This is a genomic window from Proteus sp. NMG38-2 (assembly GCF_020640995.1).
GTDB lineage: Bacteria > Pseudomonadota > Gammaproteobacteria > Enterobacterales > Enterobacteriaceae > Proteus.
Window position 1 is genome coordinate 134,175 of record NZ_CP085481.1, and the last position, 15,398, is coordinate 149,572.

Consider the following 15,398-nt stretch of genomic DNA (forward strand, 5'->3'; position numbering starts at 1 on the left):
CCTAAAAAATCAACAATTCAATCAAAACCGAACAAAATATAAGCAAAAGAACAAATATCGCAATTTTTTTGTTGCATCATGATGAAAGTCCTCCTAGAATGCGCACCACTTAGCCGGCATAGCTCAGTTGGTAGAGCAACTGACTTGTAATCAGTAGGTCCCGAGTTCGACTCTTGGTGCCGGCACCATTAAAATTTAGTTGGTGGGATACCCAAGCGGCCAAAGGGAGCAGACTGTAAATCTGCCGTCACAGACTTCGAAGGTTCGAATCCTTCTCCCACCACCATTAATTCCTTACTTAGGTGTTTTCAAATAGTAAACACTTGAGTAGAATACAAAGCTGATTTTAAGTCAGGTAGCCGAGTTCTGCGGGCATCGTATAATGGCTATTACCTCAGCCTTCCAAGCTGATGATGCGGGTTCGATTCCCGCTGCCCGCTCCAGATGTGCTGATATAGCTCAGTTGGTAGAGCGCACCCTTGGTAAGGGTGAGGTCGGCAGTTCGAATCTGCCTATCAGCACCACTCCTTCATGTTCTTGCCTCCCTGAATAAAATCTTAACAAGCAATAGCAAATCGCTAATTTACTTACTGCTTGGTTGATGTGGTGTAACCACCGATTCCGTGTCTTAGAGGGACAATTTAAATGTCTAAAGAAAAATTTGAACGTTCAAAACCGCACGTTAACGTTGGTACTATCGGCCACGTTGACCACGGTAAAACAACTCTGACTGCTGCAATCACTACAGTTTTAGCTAAAACTTACGGTGGTGCTGCTCGTGCATTCGATCAAATCGATAACGCACCAGAAGAAAAAGCTCGTGGTATCACCATCTCTACTTCACACGTAGAATACGATACTCCAACTCGTCACTACGCACACGTAGACTGCCCAGGTCACGCCGACTATGTTAAAAACATGATCACTGGTGCTGCGCAAATGGACGGAGCTATCCTGGTAGTTGCTGCGACTGATGGCCCAATGCCACAAACTCGTGAGCACATCCTGTTAGGTCGTCAGGTTGGTGTTCCTTACATCATCGTATTCCTGAACAAATGTGACATGGTAGATGATGAAGAGTTACTGGAATTAGTAGAAATGGAAGTTCGTGAACTTCTGTCTCAATACGATTTCCCAGGTGACGACACTCCAGTAATCCGTGGTTCAGCGCTGAAAGCACTGGAAGGCGAAGCTGAGTGGGAAGCAAAAATTGTTGAATTAGCAGAAGCACTGGATTCATACATCCCAGAACCAGAGCGTGCAATTGACAAACCATTCCTGTTACCAATCGAAGACGTATTCTCAATCTCAGGCCGTGGTACAGTAGTAACTGGTCGTGTTGAGCGTGGTGTTGTTAAAGTTGGTGAAGAAGTTGAAATCGTTGGTATCAAACCAACAGTTAAAACAACTTGTACTGGCGTTGAAATGTTCCGTAAATTACTTGACGAAGGTCGTGCAGGTGAGAACGTAGGTGTTCTGCTGCGTGGTACTAAACGTGAAGAAATCGAACGTGGACAAGTACTGGCTAAACCAGGTTCAATCAAGCCACACACTAAATTCGAATCAGAAGTTTATATTCTGAGCAAAGATGAAGGTGGTCGTCATACACCATTCTTCAAAGGCTACCGTCCACAGTTCTACTTCCGTACAACTGACGTAACTGGTACTATCGAATTACCAGAAGGCGTAGAAATGGTAATGCCAGGTGACAACATCAATATGATCGTTGATCTGATTCACCCAATCGCGATGGACGACGGTTTACGTTTCGCTATCCGTGAAGGTGGCCGTACAGTAGGTGCGGGCGTTGTTGCTAAAGTATTAGGTTAATCTCTAACCTACTTTAAGTTATAGAGAAAGGGCATCGTTGATGCCCTTTTTTATATTTAGAAATAGCGCTTTTTATCTTAGCTAAATCTAGTCCTCAACTTATTCTCTTATTATCATGTTAGTTTCTATATTAGATTAGAACATCTAAGTTAAATAGAAATTGAAATCATAATAGTTATCATTTACTATTCGATGCGTGAGTAGTTAATGAGGTTGCTATTATGTACGTTTGTCTCTGTCATGGTGTGAGTGATAAAAAAATTATCTCCACAGTACACAAACATCAAATCCACACTATTAATGAATTACGTAAGATCTTGCCCGTTGGCAGTTGTTGCGGTAAGTGTGTACGTCAAGCTCGTCAAATCATTGAAAGTGAGCAATCTGTCCTTTACCCTCAAATTTCTGAAGTTGCATAACAAATTTTAAATTTCCTTTCTCTCCACTTTGTATAAAAGGTCTACACTAAAAAGACTGGAAGCAAAGGAGCATAAAAATGAAAGGTGATAAAAAAATGATAGCCCACCTTAATAAATTATTAGGTGGTGAGCTTGTTGCAATTAATCAGTATTTCCTGCATGCCCGAATGTTCAAAAATTGGGGGCTAACTCGTCTCAATGAAATGGAATACCATGAATCTATCGATGAAATGAAACATGCTGATAAATATATTGAGCGTATTTTATTTCTAGAGGGTCTTCCTAACTTACAAGATTTAGGCAAACTAAATATCGGTGAAGACGTTGAAGAGATGCTACGTTCTGATCTTGAATTAGAACTTGGTGGTGCCAAAGATTTACGTGAAGCAATAGCGTATGCTGATTCTATTCATGACTATGTGAGTCGAGATTTAATGTTAGAAATTTTAACTGATGAAGAAGGGCATATTGATTGGATTGAAACTCAGCTTGAGTTAATTGAACGTATGGGGCTTCAAAATTACTTACAAGCTCAGATTATTGAAGAATAGTCCTCAATAAAAAGGTATCAATTTTCTCTTATCGACAATATTTACAAATCCATTTAAAGCAAAGGGAATGAGGATTGCCTTTGCTTTTTTCATTTTTTAAATAATAAAACTTATTTTTATCGATGATTTTTTATTCTTGGCTTGATTTCATCACTCAGGCAAGTATAATGCGCAGGCTCACTGATTTAGTGGGGCTGATTAATCAGCTAATGCAGATTTTTTATTGCATTAAATATAATACTCCCAATTGGGGAGTTATATGCAGAACGATTACACTCTCTCATCAATCGAAATGGGTACGAGTAGTGATCATTTACGTTTATAAAAAATAGTTGGAGCTCTGGTCTCATGCAGAACCAAAGAATCCGTATCCGCCTGAAAGCTTTTGATCATCGTCTGATTGATCAATCAACTGCGGAAATCGTAGAGACTGCTAAGCGCACTGGTGCGCAAGTTCGTGGTCCAATCCCACTGCCGACTCGCAAAGAGCGTTTCACAGTGTTGATTTCTCCGCACGTTAATAAAGATGCGCGTGATCAGTATGAAATTCGCACTCACAAACGTCTGGTTGACATCGTTGAGCCAACCGAGAAAACCGTTGATGCTCTGATGCGTCTGGATCTGGCTGCCGGCGTAGACGTGCAGATCAGCCTAGGTTAATCAGGTCATCAAGCGATTGAGAGGTTGAAACAATGATTGGTTTAGTCGGTAAGAAAGTAGGAATGACTCGTATCTTCACTGAAGATGGCGTTTCAATCCCTGTAACCGTTATCGAAATTGAAAACAACCGTGTTACTCAGGTCAGAGATCTGGAGAAAGACGGTTATCGTGCCATTCAGGTGACTACTGGTAGCAAAAAAGCTAACCGTGTACTGAAACCTGAAGCAGGTCATTTTGCTAAAGCTGGTGTCGAAGCTGGCCGCTTACTACGTGAATTCCGTCTGAACGAAGGCGAAGAATACACTGTAGGTCAAAGCATTAGCGTAGAAATTTTCGCTGACGTTAAAAAAGTCGACGTTACTGGAACATCTAAAGGTAAAGGTTTTGCTGGTACTGTAAAGCGCTGGAACTTCCGTACTCAAGATGCTACCCACGGTAACTCCTTGTCTCACCGTGTTCCGGGTTCTATCGGTCAGAACCAGACTCCGGGTAAGGTGTTCAAAGGCAAGAAAATGGCAGGTCAACTGGGTAACGAACAAGTTACCGTTCAGAGCCTGGAAGTAGTACGTGTTGACGCTGAGCGCAACCTGCTGCTGGTCAAAGGTGCTGTTCCAGGTGCAACTGGCAGTGACCTGATCGTTAAACCAGCTGTCAAGGCGTAACGTCGAGGAGATAGGAATGGAATTGGTAATGAAAGACGCGCAAGGCGCGCTGACTGTTTCCGAAACTACCTTCGGGCGTGACTTTAACGAAGCGCTTGTGCACCAAGTAGTCGTTGCATACGCTGCTGGTGCTCGTCAAGGTACTCGTGCTCAGAAAACCCGTGCTGAAGTTTCTGGTTCAGGCAAAAAGCCTTGGAGACAGAAAGGTACAGGTCGTGCACGTTCAGGTTCAATCAAGAGCCCAATTTGGCGCTCTGGTGGTGTTAGCTTCGCAGCTAAACCACAGGACCACAGTCAAAAAGTAAATAAAAAGATGTACCGCGGTGCTCTGAAGAGCATTCTGTCTGAACTGGTACGTCAAGATCGTCTGATCGTCGTAGAGAAGTTCTCTGTTGAAGCGCCTAAAACTAAGCTTTTAGCACAGAAACTGAAAGATATGGCTCTGGAAGATGTTCTGATCATCACTGCTGATGTAGATGAGAATCTGTATTTAGCAGCGCGCAACTTATATAAAGTTGACGTACGTGATGCAGCAACAATCGACCCTGTTAGCTTAATCGCCTTCGACAAAGTCGTCATGACTGCTGACGCTGTGAAGCAAGTTGAGGAGATGCTGGCATGATCCGTGAAGAACGTCTGCTGAAAGTACTGCGCGCGCCGCATGTATCTGAAAAAGCTTCTATCGCGATGGAAAAATCAAACACCATCGTTCTCAAAGTTGCTAAAGACGCGACCAAAGCAGAGATTAAAGCAGCTGTACAAAAACTGTTTGAAGTCGAAGTTGAAAGTGTTAACACTCTGCTGATGAAAGGCAAAGTGAAACGTCACGGTCAGCGTATTGGTCGTCGTAGCGACTGGAAAAAAGCTTACGTCACCCTGAAGGAAGGCCAGAATCTGGACTTCGTCGGCGGCGCTGAGTAAGTCGGAGGAGTAAAGAACAATGGCAATTGTTAAATGTAAACCTACGTCTCCGGGCCGTCGCCACGTAGTTAAAGTGGTAAACCCTGAGCTGCATAAAGGGAAACCTTATGCGCCATTGCTGGAAAAAAACAGCAAGTCCGGTGGTCGTAACAACAATGGTCGTATCACTACCCGTCATATTGGTGGTGGTCACAAACAGGCTTACCGTATTGTTGACTTCAAACGCAACAAAGATGGTATCCCTGCAACAGTAGAACGTCTGGAATATGATCCAAACCGTTCAGCTAATATCGCTTTAGTGCTGTATGCTGATGGTGAACGTCGCTACATTCTGGCTCCAAAAGGCCTGAAAGCGGGTGATAAAGTTCAGTCTGGCGTTGATGCTGCTATCAAAGCGGGTAACACCTTACCAATGCGTAATATCCCGGTTGGTTCTACAGTTCATAACGTAGAAATGAAACCAGGTAAAGGTGGTCAGTTAGCTCGTTCAGCTGGTACTTACGTTCAGATCGTTGCTCGTGATGGTGCTTATGTCACTATTCGTCTGCGTTCTGGTGAAATGCGTAAAGTTCCTTCTGATTGCCGTGCAACTATCGGTGAAGTTGGCAACTCTGAGCACATGTTACGCGTTCTGGGTAAAGCTGGTGCAAGTCGCTGGCGTGGTATTCGTCCTACCGTTCGCGGTACTGCGATGAACCCAGTCGATCACCCACATGGTGGTGGTGAAGGTCGTAACTTTGGTAAACACCCTGTAACACCTTGGGGCGTTCAAACTAAAGGTAAGAAGACCCGTAAAAACAAACGCACTGAACATTTCATCGTTCATCGTCGTACTAAGAAATAATTAGAGGATAAGCCATGCCACGTTCTCTCAAGAAAGGTCCTTTCATTGACCTGCACTTGCTGAAGAAGGTAGAGAAAGCGGTGGAAAGCGGTGACAAAAAGCCTGTTAAGACTTGGTCCCGTCGTTCAACGATCTTTCCTAACATGATCGGTTTGACCATCGCTGTCCATAATGGTCGTCAGCATGTTCCAGTTTACGTTTCCGACGAAATGGTTGGTCACAAACTGGGTGAATTCGCGCCGACCCGTACTTATCGCGGTCATGCAGCCGATAAAAAGGCTAAGAAAAAATAAGGTAGGAGGAAGAGATGGAAACTATCGCTATGCATCGCCACGCTCGTTCTTCTGCTCAGAAGGTTCGCTTAGTAGCTGACCTGATTCGCGGTAAGAAAGTGTCGCAAGCTCTGGAAATTTTAACCTTTACCAACAAGAAAGCTGCTGGTTTAGTGAAGAAAGTACTGGAGTCTGCTATTGCTAATGCAGAACACAACGATGGCGCTGACATTGATGATCTGAAAGTAGCTAAGATCTTTGTTGACGAAGGTCCTTCTATGAAGCGCATTATGCCTCGTGCAAAAGGCCGTGCAGATCGTATTCTGAAGCGCACCAGCCACATCACTGTGGTTGTGTCTGATCGCTGAGACTCTGGAGACTAGCAATGGGTCAAAAAGTACATCCTAATGGTATCCGCCTTGGCATTGTCAAGCCTTGGAATTCCACATGGTATGCGGGTACCAATGAATTCGCTGACAACCTAGACAGCGACTTTAAAGTACGTCAGTACTTAACTAAAGAACTGGCTAAAGCATCTGTATCTCGTATCGTTATCGAACGTCCTGCGAAAAGCATCCGTGTGACTATTCACACTGCTCGTCCAGGCATCGTTATCGGTAAAAAAGGTGAAGATGTTGAAAAACTGCGTAAGCACGTAGCGGATATCGCTGGCGTTCCTGCGCAAATTAATATCGCCGAAGTACGTAAACCTGAACTAGACGCAAAATTAGTTGCTGACAGCATCACTTCACAGCTGGAACGTCGCGTTATGTTCCGTCGTGCTATGAAGCGTGCAGTACAGAACGCAATGCGTTTGGGCGCTAAAGGTATTAAAGTGGAAGTAAGTGGTCGCTTAGGTGGCGCTGAAATCGCTCGTACTGAATGGTATCGTGAAGGTCGAGTACCTCTGCACACTTTGCGTGCAGATATCGACTACAATACCTCAGAAGCACAAACCACTTATGGTGTGCTCGGCGTTAAGGTATGGATCTTCAAAGGTGAGATCCTGGGTGGTATGGCTGCAGTTGAACTGGCGGAAAAACAACCGGCAGCTCAACCTAAAAAGCAGCAGCGTAAAGGCCGCAAGTAAGGAGAGTCGCTGATGTTACAACCAAAGCGTACAAAATTCCGTAAAGTGCACAAAGGCCGCAACCGTGGCTTAGCTGCTGGTGCGGATGTAAGCTTCGGGACTTACGGTCTTAAAGCTGTGGGCCGTGGTCGTCTGACTGCACGTCAGATCGAAGCGGCACGTCGTGCAATGACCCGTGCAGTTAAGCGTCAGGGTAAAATCTGGATCCGTGTGTTCCCAGACAAACCAATCACTGAAAAGCCGCTCGAAGTCCGTATGGGTAAAGGTAAAGGTAACGTTGAGTATTGGGTTGCCTTAATCCAGCCAGGTAAAGTCCTGTATGAAATGGATGGTGTGCCTGAAGAACTGGCCCGTGAAGCATTCAAGCTGGCGGCAGCAAAACTGCCTATCAAAACCACCTTTGTAACTAAGACGGTGATGTAATGAAAGCAAAAGAGCTGCGCGAAAAGAGCGTTGAAGAGCTGAACACAGAACTGCTGAACTTACTGCGTGAGCAGTTTAATCTGCGTATGCAGACTGCAAGTGGTCAGTTACAACAGTCTCATCTGTTGAAACAAGTGCGTCGTAATATCGCACGCGTTAAGACTTTACTGACTGAGAAGGCGGGTGCGTAATGACCGATAAAATCCGTACTCTGCAAGGTCGTGTAGTTAGTGACAAAATGGAAAAATCTATTGTCGTTGCTATCGATCGTATGGTTAAACACCCATTATATGGTAAGTTTATCCGTCGTACGACCAAACTGCATGTACATGACGAGAACAACGAATGTGGAATTGGTGACGTAGTTGAAATTCGTCAAACACGTCCACTGTCTAAGACTAAGTCTTGGGCGTTAGTTCGCGTTGTAGAAAAAGCTGTTCTGTAATAAAATAGCCTTTTCGTACGAAATAAACGGCTCAAAACTGAACGAGCCGTTTATTTTTTCTGTCCATATCGAGAATGTGGTGTTATAATGCCGCTCCCTCGTATTATGGGATATTGAACGGCCTCTTCTAATGTGGAAGTGGCTCAGTAGTAGTTGACATTTAGCGGAGCACTAAAATGATCCAAGAACAGACTATGCTGAACGTGGCCGACAACTCCGGTGCACGTCGCGTAATGTGTATCAAGGTTCTAGGTGGCTCGCACCGTCGCTACGCAAATGTAGGTGACATCATCAAAATTACCATCAAGGAAGCAATTCCACGTGGTAAAGTTAAGAAAGGTGATGTACTGAAAGCGGTAGTGGTGCGCACCAAGAAGGGTGTTCGTCGCCCTGACGGTTCTGTCATTCGCTTCGATAGCAACGCTTGTGTATTGTTAAACAACAACAGCGAGCAAGTTATTGGTACGCGTATTTTTGGGCCGGTTACTCGTGAACTTCGTAATGAGAAGTTTATGAAAATAATCTCTCTGGCACCTGAAGTACTCTAAGGAGCAGGCAATGGCAGCGAAAATCCGTCGTGAAGACGAAGTTATCGTTCTTACTGGTAAAGATAAAGGTAAGCGCGGTAAAGTAAAACAGGTTCTTTCTTCTGGTAAAGTTATCGTTGAAGGTATCAATCTGGTTAAAAAACATCAGAAGCCAGTTCCGGCTCTGAATCAACCAGGTGGCATCGTTGAAAAAGAAGCTTTTATTCAAGTTTCTAACGTTGCAATCTTCAATGCGGCAACCGGTAAGGCTGACCGTGTAGGTTTTAGATTTGAAGACGGCAAAAAAGTTCGTTTCTTCAAGTCTAATAAAGAAACTATCAAGTAATTTGGAGTATACGATGGCGAAACTGCATGATTACTACAAAGGCGAGGTGGTCCAACAACTGATGTCTCAGTTTGGTTACCATTCTGTCATGCAAGTCCCTCGGGTCGAGAAGATCACCCTGAATATGGGTGTTGGTGAAGCGATTGTTGATAAAAAACTGCTGGATAATGCAGCAGCTGATTTAGCAGCAATCTCAGGTCAAAAACCTTTGATCACCAAAGCACGCAAATCTGTTGCAGGCTTCAAAATCCGTCAGGGCTATCCGATCGGCTGTAAAGTGACCCTGCGTGGCGAACGCATGTGGGAGTTCTTTGAACGCCTGATCTCTATTGCTGTACCTCGTATTCGTGACTTCCGTGGTTTATCCGCTAAGTCATTTGATGGACGTGGTAACTACAGCATGGGCGTACGTGAGCAAATCATCTTCCCTGAAATCGATTACGATAAAGTGGATCGTGTTCGTGGTTTGGATATTACCATTACTACGACTGCGAAATCAGATGATGAAGGTCGCGCACTGTTAGCAGCGTTTAACTTCCCGTTCCGCAAGTAAGGCAGGGCATTCATGGCTAAGAAATCTATGAAAGCACGTGATGTAAAACGTGCGAATTTAGCTGAGAAATTCTTCGCAAAACGCGCAGAACTGAAAGCTATCGTTTCAGATGTGAATGTATCTGATGAAGATCGTTGGAATGCTGTTCTGAAACTGCAAACTATGCCACGTGATTCAAGTCCTTCACGTCAGCGTAACCGCTGCCGTCAAACTGGACGTCCGCACGGTTTTCTGCGGAAATTTGGTCTCAGCCGTATTAAAGTCCGTGAAGCCGCTATGCGCGGTGAAATCCCGGGCCTTAGAAAGGCTAGCTGGTAATTACCATAATTGAATCACGGGAGTAAAGACAGATGAGCATGCAAGATCCCATCGCGGATATGCTGACCCGTATCCGTAACGGTCAGGCCGCGAATAAAGTTGCGGTCACAATGCCTTCCTCCAAGCTGAAAGTGGCGATTGCCAACGTGCTTAAGGAAGAAGGTTATATTGAAGATTTTAAAATTGAAGGCGACACTAAGCCAGAACTGGAAATCACTTTAAAATATTTCCAAGGTAAGGCTGTAGTAGAAAGCATTCAGCGCGTAAGCCGTCCAAGTCTGCGCATCTATAAAAGAAAAGATGAGCTGCCAAATGTTATGGCAGGACTGGGCATCGCTGTTGTTTCTACCTCAAAAGGTGTTATGACTGATCGTGCAGCTCGCCAAGCAGGTCTTGGTGGCGAGATTATCTGCTACGTAGCTTAATTCGGGAGGAAAGAATGTCTCGTGTGGCAAAAGCACCCGTCGTCATTCCTGCCGGCGTAGAGGTTAAACTCAACGGTCAGGTTATTACGATTAAGGGTAAAAACGGCGAGCTAACTCGTACTATCCATAATGCAGTTGAAATTCAACATGCTGACAACCAGTTAACTTTCGCACCTCGCGATGGTTTTGCTGATGCATGGGCACAGGCGGGTACTACTCGTTCTCTGTTAAATGCTATGGTTGTAGGTGTTACCGAAGGCTTCACTAAAAAACTGCAACTGGTAGGTGTAGGTTATCGTGCGTCTATTAAAGGCAATGCGGTTAACTTATCAGTAGGTTTTTCACATCCAGTGGAACACCAACTGCCAGCAGGCATCACAGCTGAATGCCCAACACAAACTGAAATCGTACTGAAAGGTGCGGATAAGCAAGTGATTGGTCAAGTAGCAGCTGAACTGCGTGCTTACCGTCGCCCTGAGCCTTATAAAGGTAAAGGTATTCGTTACGCCGACGAAGTTGTGCGTATCAAAGAGGCTAAGAAGAAGTAAGGTAACACTATGGATAAGAAAGCAGCTCGTATCCGTCGTGCGACCCGCGCACGCCGTAAGCTCCAAGAATTGGGTGCGACTCGCCTGGTGGTACACCGTACCCCTCGCCATATTTATGCGCAGGTTATTGCACCAAACGGTTCTGAAACATTGGTGGCCGCTTCTACTACAGAAAAAGCCATCATTGAGCAACTGAAAAACACTGGAAACAAAGAAGCAGCAGCAGTAGTTGGTAAAATCGTTGCTGAACGCGCTCTGGAAAAAGGTATCAAAGTAGTATCATTTGACCGTTCCGGTTTCCAATATCATGGTCGAGTCCAGGCACTGGCAGATGCTGCCCGTGAAGCTGGCCTTCAGTTCTAAGGTAGGAGTGTAAGATGGCTCACATCGAGAAACAAGCTGGCGAACTGCAGGAAAAGCTGATCGCGGTAAACCGCGTATCTAAAACCGTCAAAGGTGGTCGTATATTTAGCTTCACCGCTCTTACAGTAGTTGGTGATGGTAATGGCCGCGTTGGTTTTGGATATGGCAAAGCTCGCGAAGTTCCGGCAGCAATCCAGAAAGCGATGGAAAAAGCCCGTCGCAATATGAAAACCGTCGCTTTAAACAACGGTACTCTGTTCCACCCTGTAAAAGGTACCCACACAGGATCTCGCGTATTTATGCAGCCTGCTCACGAAGGTACTGGTATCATCGCAGGTGGTGCAATGCGTGCAGTTCTAGAAGTGGCTGGCGTTCGTAACGTACTGGCTAAAACCTATGGTTCCACAAACCCGATTAACGTGGTTCGTGCAACACTGGACGCTTTAGATAGCATGAAGTCTCCAGATATGGTCGCAGCTAAGCGTGGTAAATCCGTTGAAGAAATTCTGGGGTAATGACCATGGCTAAGACTATTAAAATTACTCAAATACGTAGCACAATCGGCCGTTTGCCAAAACATAAGGCAACAATGGTTGGTTTAGGACTGCGTCGCATCGGTCACACTGTAGAACGCGAAGATACACCAGCAGTTCGCGGTATGATCAACTTGGTTTCCTATATGGTTAAAGTTGAGGAGTAAGAGATGCGTTTAAATACTCTGTCTCCGGCTGAAGGTGCCAAGCATGCGCCTAAACGTGTAGGTCGTGGTATTGGTTCTGGCTTAGGTAAAACTGGCGGACGTGGTCACAAGGGTCAGAAGTCTCGTTCTGGCGGTGGCGTACGTCGTGGTTTTGAAGGCGGCCAGATGCCTTTATATCGTCGTTTACCAAAATTTGGTTTTACTTCACGTAAATCTTTCGTGACTGCGGAAATCCGCCTGTCTGATTTAGCTTACGTTGAAGGCGATGTAATCGATCTGAATGCACTGAAAGCCGCAAACGTTGTTGGCCCACAGATTGAATTTGCAAAATTAATTCTGTCTGGCGAGGTTAACCGTGCAGTGACTATTCGTGGTCTGCGTGTTACCAAAGGTGCCCGTGCAGCAATCGAATCAGCTGGCGGTAAAATTGAGGAATAAGTGACAGATGGCTAAACAACCAGGTTTAGATTTTCAGAGTGCTAAAGGTGGTGTTGGTGAACTAAAACGCAGACTTTTGTTTGTTCTTGGTGCACTAATTGTCTTTAGGATTGGCTCTTTTATTCCTATCCCTGGTATTGATGCCACTGTGCTTGCCAAATTGCTCGATCAGCAAAAAGGCACCATCATTGAAATGTTTAACATGTTCTCTGGTGGTGCTCTTAGCCGTGCTTCTATCTTTGCGCTGGGTATCATGCCTTATATTTCGGCATCGATTATTATCCAACTTTTATCAGTGGTTAACCCTCGGTTAGCAGAGATTAAGAAGGAAGGGGAGGCCGGTCGTCGTAAGATCAGCCAATATACCCGTTATGGTACTTTGGTGCTGGCGATATTCCAATCAATTGGTATCGCAACAGGCTTACCGAATATGCCAGGAATGCAAGGTCTGGTAATTAATCCAGGTCTACCATTCTATATTACGGCTGTTGTGAGCTTAGTCACTGGGACAATGTTCCTAATGTGGTTAGGTGAGCAAATCACTGAACGTGGTATTGGTAACGGTATCTCAATCATTATTTTTGCGGGTATCGTTGCAGGTCTTCCGCCTGCCATTGGTCAAACCATCGAGCAGGCACGGCAAGGCGAACTGCACTTCCTCCTGTTATTGTTGGTTGCAGTATTGGTGTTCGCGGTTACTTTCTTTGTTGTTTTTGTAGAAAGAGGACAACGTCGTATCGTTGTTAACTATGCAAAACGTCAACAAGGGCGTAGAATATACGCGGCACAAAGTACACATCTACCACTTAAAGTAAATATGGCGGGTGTTATACCAGCAATTTTTGCTTCAAGTATTATCCTGTTTCCTGGTACAATAACCTCTTGGTTTGGCGATGGTACAGGGTGGGGTTGGCTGACGACGATTTCTTTAAATCTACAGCCTGGTCAACCTATTTATGTGTTACTATACGCTGCTGCAATCATATTCTTCTGTTTCTTCTATACGGCGTTGGTTTTCAACCCAAGAGAAACGGCAGATAACCTGAAGAAGTCCGGTGCATTTGTACCAGGAATTCGCCCGGGAGAGCAGACGGCTAAATATATAGATAAAGTAATGACTCGTTTAACCTTAATCGGTGCCTTGTATATTACCTTTATCTGTCTCATCCCGGAGTTCATGCGTGACGCAATGAAAGTACCTTTCTATTTTGGTGGTACTTCCCTCTTAATCGTGGTTGTGGTCATCATGGATTTTATGGCTCAAGTGCAAACCCTCCTGATGTCAAGTCAGTATGAGTCTGCATTGAAAAAAGCAAATCTTAAAGGTTAATTACTGATAAGCGATTTGTTTTAGAAGTTACGGAGAGTAAAAATGAAAGTTCGTGCTTCCGTCAAGAAAATGTGCCGTAACTGCAAAATTGTTAGACGTCACGGTCACGTGCGTGTAATTTGCAGCGTCGAGCCTAAGCATAAACAGCGTCAAGGCTAATTTATTGCATTTTTTTCTTGCAAAGTTCGGTTGAGCTGGCTAAATTAGCCAGCCCAATCTTTTATAATATATACAGTATTGTTTGAGTATCCTGAAAACGGGCTTTTCAGAATGGTACTGTATAAATGCTAATTTAGGAGTGCATAGTGGCCCGTATAGCAGGCATTAACATTCCTGATCATAAACATACTGTAATCGCATTAACTTCGATTTACGGTATCGGTAAGACCCGCTCACAGGCTATCTGTGTAGCTGCTGGTATTGCTGAAAATGTTAAGATCAGTGAGCTGTCTGAAGAGCAAATCGACAAGCTGCGTGACGAAGTTGCCAAATACGTTGTAGAAGGTGATCTGCGTCGTGAAGTTACCCTGAGCATCAAACGTCTGATGGATCTTGGTACTTACCGTGGTTTACGTCATCGTCGTGGTCTACCAGTTCGCGGTCAGCGTACTAAGACTAACGCACGTACCCGTAAGGGTCCGCGTAAGCCGATCAAGAAATAATCGGGGTATTTGAACAATGGCAAAAGCACCTATTCGTGCACGTAAGCGTGTAAGAAAACAAGTCTCTGACGGTGTGGCTCATATCCATGCTTCTTTCAACAACACAATCGTTACTATTACCGATCGTCAAGGTAACGCATTGGGTTGGGCTACTGCCGGTGGTTCCGGTTTCCGTGGTTCTCGTAAATCTACTCCGTTCGCGGCTCAGGTTGCAGCAGAACGTTGCGCTGAAGCTGTTAAAGAGTACGGAATTAAGAACTTGGAAGTTATGGTTAAAGGACCTGGTCCTGGTCGTGAGTCAACTATCCGTGCATTAAACGCGGCTGGTTTCCGCATCACTAATATTACTGATGTGACTCCGATTCCTCATAACGGTTGTCGTCCACCGAAAAAACGTCGCGTTTAATAACGTTTTCGTTTTTAGGAAAGTTGGAGAAAGAAAATGGCAAGATATTTGGGTCCTAAGCTCAAGCTGAGCCGCCGTGAAGGTACAGATTTATTTCTAAAATCTGGCGTTCGGGCGATTGACACCAAGTGTAAACTGGAACAAGCACCAGGTCAGCACGGCGCACGTAAACCGCGTCTTTCTGATTACGGTGTTCAGTTACGTGAAAAACAAAAAGTACGTCGTATTTACGGTGTTCTAGAACGTCAATTCCGTAACTACTATAAAGAAGCAACTCGTCTGAAAGGCAACACAGGTGAAAACCTGCTGACTCTGCTGGAAGGTCGTCTGGATAACGTTGTTTATCGTATGGGCTTTGGCGCAACTCGCGCAGAAGCACGTCAGATGGTTAGCCATAAAGCAATCATGGTAAATGGTCGCGTGGTTAACATTGCTTCTTATCAGGTTTCCCCGAATGACGTAGTCAGCGTTCGTGAAAAATCGAAAAAACAGTCTCGTATCAAGGCTGCTTTAGAGCTGGCTGAACAGCGTGAAAAGCCAACATGGCTGGAAGTTGATGCTGCTAAGATGGAAGGTGTGTTCAAACGTATTCCTGAACGTACTGACTTGTCTGCTGACATTAACGAGCACCTGATCGTCGAGCTTTACTCCAAGTAAGGCTTAGC

General features: G+C 44.8%; 29 protein-coding genes and 4 tRNA genes. All 33 read left to right on the forward strand.

The genetic code is table 11. The annotated features are described in order from the left end of the window. Positions 1-112 precede the first annotated feature (112 nt). Positions 113-188 (forward strand) — tRNA-Thr (locus LG402_RS00615). A 13-nt stretch (positions 189-201) separates the two neighbouring features. Beyond that, positions 202-286, forward strand: a tRNA-Tyr gene (locus LG402_RS00620). Between the two features lie 82 nt (positions 287-368). Then, positions 369-443, forward strand: a tRNA-Gly gene (locus LG402_RS00625). 5 nt (positions 444-448) lie between these two features. Beyond that, positions 449-524 (forward strand) — tRNA-Thr (locus LG402_RS00630). 121 nt (positions 525-645) lie between these two features. Next, positions 646-1,830 (forward strand): elongation factor Tu, encoded by a 1,185-nt coding sequence (gene tuf / locus LG402_RS00635; protein ID WP_166539077.1) that lies wholly within the window; start codon positions 646-648, stop codon positions 1,828-1,830. A 221-nt stretch (positions 1,831-2,051) separates the two neighbouring features. Further along, the gene (gene bfd / locus LG402_RS00640) at positions 2,052-2,249 is read left to right on the forward strand and encodes a bacterioferritin-associated ferredoxin (protein ID WP_166539174.1); all 198 of its coding nucleotides are present in this window, start codon (positions 2,052-2,054) and stop codon (positions 2,247-2,249) included. A gap of 77 nt (positions 2,250-2,326) precedes the next feature. Beyond that, positions 2,327-2,800, forward strand: coding sequence for a bacterioferritin (gene bfr / locus LG402_RS00645; protein ID WP_109410208.1), 474 nt, complete (start codon positions 2,327-2,329; stop codon positions 2,798-2,800). A gap of 348 nt (positions 2,801-3,148) precedes the next feature. Next, positions 3,149-3,460, forward strand: a complete 312-nt coding sequence (gene rpsJ / locus LG402_RS00650; protein ID WP_001181005.1) for a 30S ribosomal protein S10 — start codon at positions 3,149-3,151, stop codon at positions 3,458-3,460. Positions 3,461-3,492: 32 nt separating this feature from the next. Further along, positions 3,493-4,122 carry a 50S ribosomal protein L3 gene (gene rplC, locus LG402_RS00655; protein WP_023583465.1) on the forward strand — a complete coding sequence of 210 codons (630 nt, stop codon included), beginning with the start codon at positions 3,493-3,495 and terminating at the stop codon, positions 4,120-4,122. Between the two features lie 16 nt (positions 4,123-4,138). Next, positions 4,139-4,744 carry a 50S ribosomal protein L4 gene (gene rplD / locus LG402_RS00660; protein WP_023583466.1) on the forward strand — a complete coding sequence of 202 codons (606 nt, stop codon included), beginning with the start codon at positions 4,139-4,141 and terminating at the stop codon, positions 4,742-4,744. Then, the gene (gene rplW, locus LG402_RS00665) at positions 4,741-5,043 is read left to right on the forward strand and encodes a 50S ribosomal protein L23 (protein WP_004246962.1); all 303 of its coding nucleotides are present in this window, start codon (positions 4,741-4,743) and stop codon (positions 5,041-5,043) included. Before rplD ends, rplW begins: the two co-directional genes overlap by 4 nt. Positions 5,044-5,062: 19 nt before the next feature. Beyond that, the gene (gene rplB / locus LG402_RS00670; protein ID WP_006535497.1) at positions 5,063-5,887 is read left to right on the forward strand and encodes a 50S ribosomal protein L2; all 825 of its coding nucleotides are present in this window, start codon (positions 5,063-5,065) and stop codon (positions 5,885-5,887) included. A gap of 14 nt (positions 5,888-5,901) precedes the next feature. Next, a complete protein-coding gene (gene rpsS / locus LG402_RS00675) occupies positions 5,902-6,180 on the forward strand; it encodes a 30S ribosomal protein S19 (RefSeq protein WP_004246960.1) in 279 nt (92 codons plus the stop codon). 14 nt (positions 6,181-6,194) lie between these two features. Beyond that, complete coding sequence (rplV, locus tag LG402_RS00680) at positions 6,195-6,527, forward strand: 50S ribosomal protein L22 (protein WP_006535498.1); 333 nt, start codon at positions 6,195-6,197, stop codon at positions 6,525-6,527. Positions 6,528-6,544: 17 nt separating this feature from the next. After that, the gene (gene rpsC / locus LG402_RS00685) at positions 6,545-7,249 is read left to right on the forward strand and encodes a 30S ribosomal protein S3 (RefSeq protein WP_166539175.1); all 705 of its coding nucleotides are present in this window, start codon (positions 6,545-6,547) and stop codon (positions 7,247-7,249) included. A 12-nt stretch (positions 7,250-7,261) separates the two neighbouring features. Beyond that, on the forward strand, positions 7,262-7,672 hold the full coding sequence (gene rplP / locus LG402_RS00690; RefSeq protein WP_006535500.1) for a 50S ribosomal protein L16: 411 nt from the start codon (positions 7,262-7,264) through the stop codon (positions 7,670-7,672). After that, entirely contained in the window at positions 7,672-7,863 is a 192-nt protein-coding gene (gene rpmC, locus LG402_RS00695) for a 50S ribosomal protein L29 (RefSeq protein ID WP_064718511.1), read from the forward strand. The genes rplP and rpmC overlap by 1 nt, the downstream gene beginning before the upstream one ends. After that, positions 7,863-8,117 carry a 30S ribosomal protein S17 gene (gene rpsQ, locus LG402_RS00700; protein ID WP_023583468.1) on the forward strand — a complete coding sequence of 85 codons (255 nt, stop codon included), beginning with the start codon at positions 7,863-7,865 and terminating at the stop codon, positions 8,115-8,117. The genes rpmC and rpsQ overlap by 1 nt, the downstream gene beginning before the upstream one ends. Before the next feature lie 176 nt (positions 8,118-8,293). Beyond that, on the forward strand, positions 8,294-8,665 hold the full coding sequence (gene rplN, locus LG402_RS00705) for a 50S ribosomal protein L14 (protein WP_047961675.1): 372 nt from the start codon (positions 8,294-8,296) through the stop codon (positions 8,663-8,665). Positions 8,666-8,675: 10 nt separating this feature from the next. Then, positions 8,676-8,990: a 50S ribosomal protein L24 gene (gene rplX, locus LG402_RS00710; protein WP_166539176.1), complete on the forward strand. Its 315-nt coding sequence runs from the start codon at positions 8,676-8,678 to the stop codon at positions 8,988-8,990. A 13-nt stretch (positions 8,991-9,003) separates the two neighbouring features. Then, positions 9,004-9,543: a 50S ribosomal protein L5 gene (gene rplE, locus LG402_RS00715; RefSeq protein WP_166539177.1), complete on the forward strand. Its 540-nt coding sequence runs from the start codon at positions 9,004-9,006 to the stop codon at positions 9,541-9,543. 12 nt (positions 9,544-9,555) lie between these two features. Next, positions 9,556-9,861 carry a 30S ribosomal protein S14 gene (gene rpsN / locus LG402_RS00720; RefSeq protein WP_006535503.1) on the forward strand — a complete coding sequence of 102 codons (306 nt, stop codon included), beginning with the start codon at positions 9,556-9,558 and terminating at the stop codon, positions 9,859-9,861. A gap of 32 nt (positions 9,862-9,893) precedes the next feature. After that, positions 9,894-10,286 (forward strand): 30S ribosomal protein S8, encoded by a 393-nt coding sequence (gene rpsH / locus LG402_RS00725; protein ID WP_100158931.1) that lies wholly within the window; start codon positions 9,894-9,896, stop codon positions 10,284-10,286. A gap of 14 nt (positions 10,287-10,300) precedes the next feature. Next, complete coding sequence (gene rplF, locus LG402_RS00730; protein WP_036933221.1) at positions 10,301-10,834, forward strand: 50S ribosomal protein L6; 534 nt, start codon at positions 10,301-10,303, stop codon at positions 10,832-10,834. Positions 10,835-10,843: 9 nt separating this feature from the next. Then, positions 10,844-11,197: a 50S ribosomal protein L18 gene (gene rplR / locus LG402_RS00735; protein WP_023583471.1), complete on the forward strand. Its 354-nt coding sequence runs from the start codon at positions 10,844-10,846 to the stop codon at positions 11,195-11,197. Positions 11,198-11,211: 14 nt separating this feature from the next. Then, on the forward strand, positions 11,212-11,712 hold the full coding sequence (gene rpsE / locus LG402_RS00740) for a 30S ribosomal protein S5 (RefSeq protein WP_023583472.1): 501 nt from the start codon (positions 11,212-11,214) through the stop codon (positions 11,710-11,712). Between the two features lie 5 nt (positions 11,713-11,717). Continuing rightward, a complete protein-coding gene (rpmD, locus tag LG402_RS00745; RefSeq protein WP_166539178.1) occupies positions 11,718-11,897 on the forward strand; it encodes a 50S ribosomal protein L30 in 180 nt (59 codons plus the stop codon). 3 nt (positions 11,898-11,900) lie between these two features. Then, a complete protein-coding gene (rplO, locus tag LG402_RS00750) occupies positions 11,901-12,335 on the forward strand; it encodes a 50S ribosomal protein L15 (RefSeq protein ID WP_004246944.1) in 435 nt (144 codons plus the stop codon). Between the two features lie 7 nt (positions 12,336-12,342). Beyond that, entirely contained in the window at positions 12,343-13,665 is a 1,323-nt protein-coding gene (gene secY, locus LG402_RS00755; protein ID WP_006535510.1) for a preprotein translocase subunit SecY, read from the forward strand. 42 nt (positions 13,666-13,707) lie between these two features. Then, positions 13,708-13,824 (forward strand): 50S ribosomal protein L36, encoded by a 117-nt coding sequence (rpmJ, locus tag LG402_RS00760; RefSeq protein WP_071788572.1) that lies wholly within the window; start codon positions 13,708-13,710, stop codon positions 13,822-13,824. 146 nt (positions 13,825-13,970) lie between these two features. Continuing rightward, positions 13,971-14,327 (forward strand): 30S ribosomal protein S13, encoded by a 357-nt coding sequence (gene rpsM / locus LG402_RS00765; RefSeq protein ID WP_036914623.1) that lies wholly within the window; start codon positions 13,971-13,973, stop codon positions 14,325-14,327. Between the two features lie 16 nt (positions 14,328-14,343). Then, positions 14,344-14,733, forward strand: coding sequence for a 30S ribosomal protein S11 (gene rpsK, locus LG402_RS00770; RefSeq protein WP_002919257.1), 390 nt, complete (start codon positions 14,344-14,346; stop codon positions 14,731-14,733). 36 nt (positions 14,734-14,769) lie between these two features. Continuing rightward, positions 14,770-15,390: a 30S ribosomal protein S4 gene (rpsD, locus tag LG402_RS00775; protein WP_004246942.1), complete on the forward strand. Its 621-nt coding sequence runs from the start codon at positions 14,770-14,772 to the stop codon at positions 15,388-15,390. The last annotated feature ends 8 nt before the right edge of the window (positions 15,391-15,398 follow it).

What these genes read in the sequence shown, in the direction of transcription:
- rpmC (WP_064718511.1), top strand. Translation starts at nt 7,672, where the DNA reads ATGAAAGCAAAAGAGCTGCGCGAAAAGAGCGTTGAAGAGCTGAACACA.
- rpsD (WP_004246942.1), top strand. Translation starts at nt 14,770, where the DNA reads ATGGCAAGATATTTGGGTCCTAAGCTCAAGCTGAGCCGCCGTGAAGGT.
- rpsC (WP_166539175.1), top strand. Translation starts at nt 6,545, where the DNA reads ATGGGTCAAAAAGTACATCCTAATGGTATCCGCCTTGGCATTGTCAAG.
- bfd (WP_166539174.1), top strand. Translation starts at nt 2,052, where the DNA reads ATGTACGTTTGTCTCTGTCATGGTGTGAGTGATAAAAAAATTATCTCC.
- rplE (WP_166539177.1), top strand. Translation starts at nt 9,004, where the DNA reads ATGGCGAAACTGCATGATTACTACAAAGGCGAGGTGGTCCAACAACTG.
- rpsN (WP_006535503.1), top strand. Translation starts at nt 9,556, where the DNA reads ATGGCTAAGAAATCTATGAAAGCACGTGATGTAAAACGTGCGAATTTA.
- rpsK (WP_002919257.1), top strand. Translation starts at nt 14,344, where the DNA reads ATGGCAAAAGCACCTATTCGTGCACGTAAGCGTGTAAGAAAACAAGTC.
- rplF (WP_036933221.1), top strand. Translation starts at nt 10,301, where the DNA reads ATGTCTCGTGTGGCAAAAGCACCCGTCGTCATTCCTGCCGGCGTAGAG.
- rpsS (WP_004246960.1), top strand. Translation starts at nt 5,902, where the DNA reads ATGCCACGTTCTCTCAAGAAAGGTCCTTTCATTGACCTGCACTTGCTG.
- rpsJ (WP_001181005.1), top strand. Translation starts at nt 3,149, where the DNA reads ATGCAGAACCAAAGAATCCGTATCCGCCTGAAAGCTTTTGATCATCGT.
- rplN (WP_047961675.1), top strand. Translation starts at nt 8,294, where the DNA reads ATGATCCAAGAACAGACTATGCTGAACGTGGCCGACAACTCCGGTGCA.
- secY (WP_006535510.1), top strand. Translation starts at nt 12,343, where the DNA reads ATGGCTAAACAACCAGGTTTAGATTTTCAGAGTGCTAAAGGTGGTGTT.
- rplV (WP_006535498.1), top strand. Translation starts at nt 6,195, where the DNA reads ATGGAAACTATCGCTATGCATCGCCACGCTCGTTCTTCTGCTCAGAAG.
- rpmJ (WP_071788572.1), top strand. Translation starts at nt 13,708, where the DNA reads ATGAAAGTTCGTGCTTCCGTCAAGAAAATGTGCCGTAACTGCAAAATT.
- rpsH (WP_100158931.1), top strand. Translation starts at nt 9,894, where the DNA reads ATGAGCATGCAAGATCCCATCGCGGATATGCTGACCCGTATCCGTAAC.
- rpsQ (WP_023583468.1), top strand. Translation starts at nt 7,863, where the DNA reads ATGACCGATAAAATCCGTACTCTGCAAGGTCGTGTAGTTAGTGACAAA.
- rpsE (WP_023583472.1), top strand. Translation starts at nt 11,212, where the DNA reads ATGGCTCACATCGAGAAACAAGCTGGCGAACTGCAGGAAAAGCTGATC.
- rplO (WP_004246944.1), top strand. Translation starts at nt 11,901, where the DNA reads ATGCGTTTAAATACTCTGTCTCCGGCTGAAGGTGCCAAGCATGCGCCT.
- tuf (WP_166539077.1), top strand. Translation starts at nt 646, where the DNA reads ATGTCTAAAGAAAAATTTGAACGTTCAAAACCGCACGTTAACGTTGGT.
- rplD (WP_023583466.1), top strand. Translation starts at nt 4,139, where the DNA reads ATGGAATTGGTAATGAAAGACGCGCAAGGCGCGCTGACTGTTTCCGAA.
- rplW (WP_004246962.1), top strand. Translation starts at nt 4,741, where the DNA reads ATGATCCGTGAAGAACGTCTGCTGAAAGTACTGCGCGCGCCGCATGTA.
- rplX (WP_166539176.1), top strand. Translation starts at nt 8,676, where the DNA reads ATGGCAGCGAAAATCCGTCGTGAAGACGAAGTTATCGTTCTTACTGGT.
- rplR (WP_023583471.1), top strand. Translation starts at nt 10,844, where the DNA reads ATGGATAAGAAAGCAGCTCGTATCCGTCGTGCGACCCGCGCACGCCGT.
- rplB (WP_006535497.1), top strand. Translation starts at nt 5,063, where the DNA reads ATGGCAATTGTTAAATGTAAACCTACGTCTCCGGGCCGTCGCCACGTA.
- bfr (WP_109410208.1), top strand. Translation starts at nt 2,327, where the DNA reads ATGAAAGGTGATAAAAAAATGATAGCCCACCTTAATAAATTATTAGGT.
- rplC (WP_023583465.1), top strand. Translation starts at nt 3,493, where the DNA reads ATGATTGGTTTAGTCGGTAAGAAAGTAGGAATGACTCGTATCTTCACT.
- rpmD (WP_166539178.1), top strand. Translation starts at nt 11,718, where the DNA reads ATGGCTAAGACTATTAAAATTACTCAAATACGTAGCACAATCGGCCGT.
- rplP (WP_006535500.1), top strand. Translation starts at nt 7,262, where the DNA reads ATGTTACAACCAAAGCGTACAAAATTCCGTAAAGTGCACAAAGGCCGC.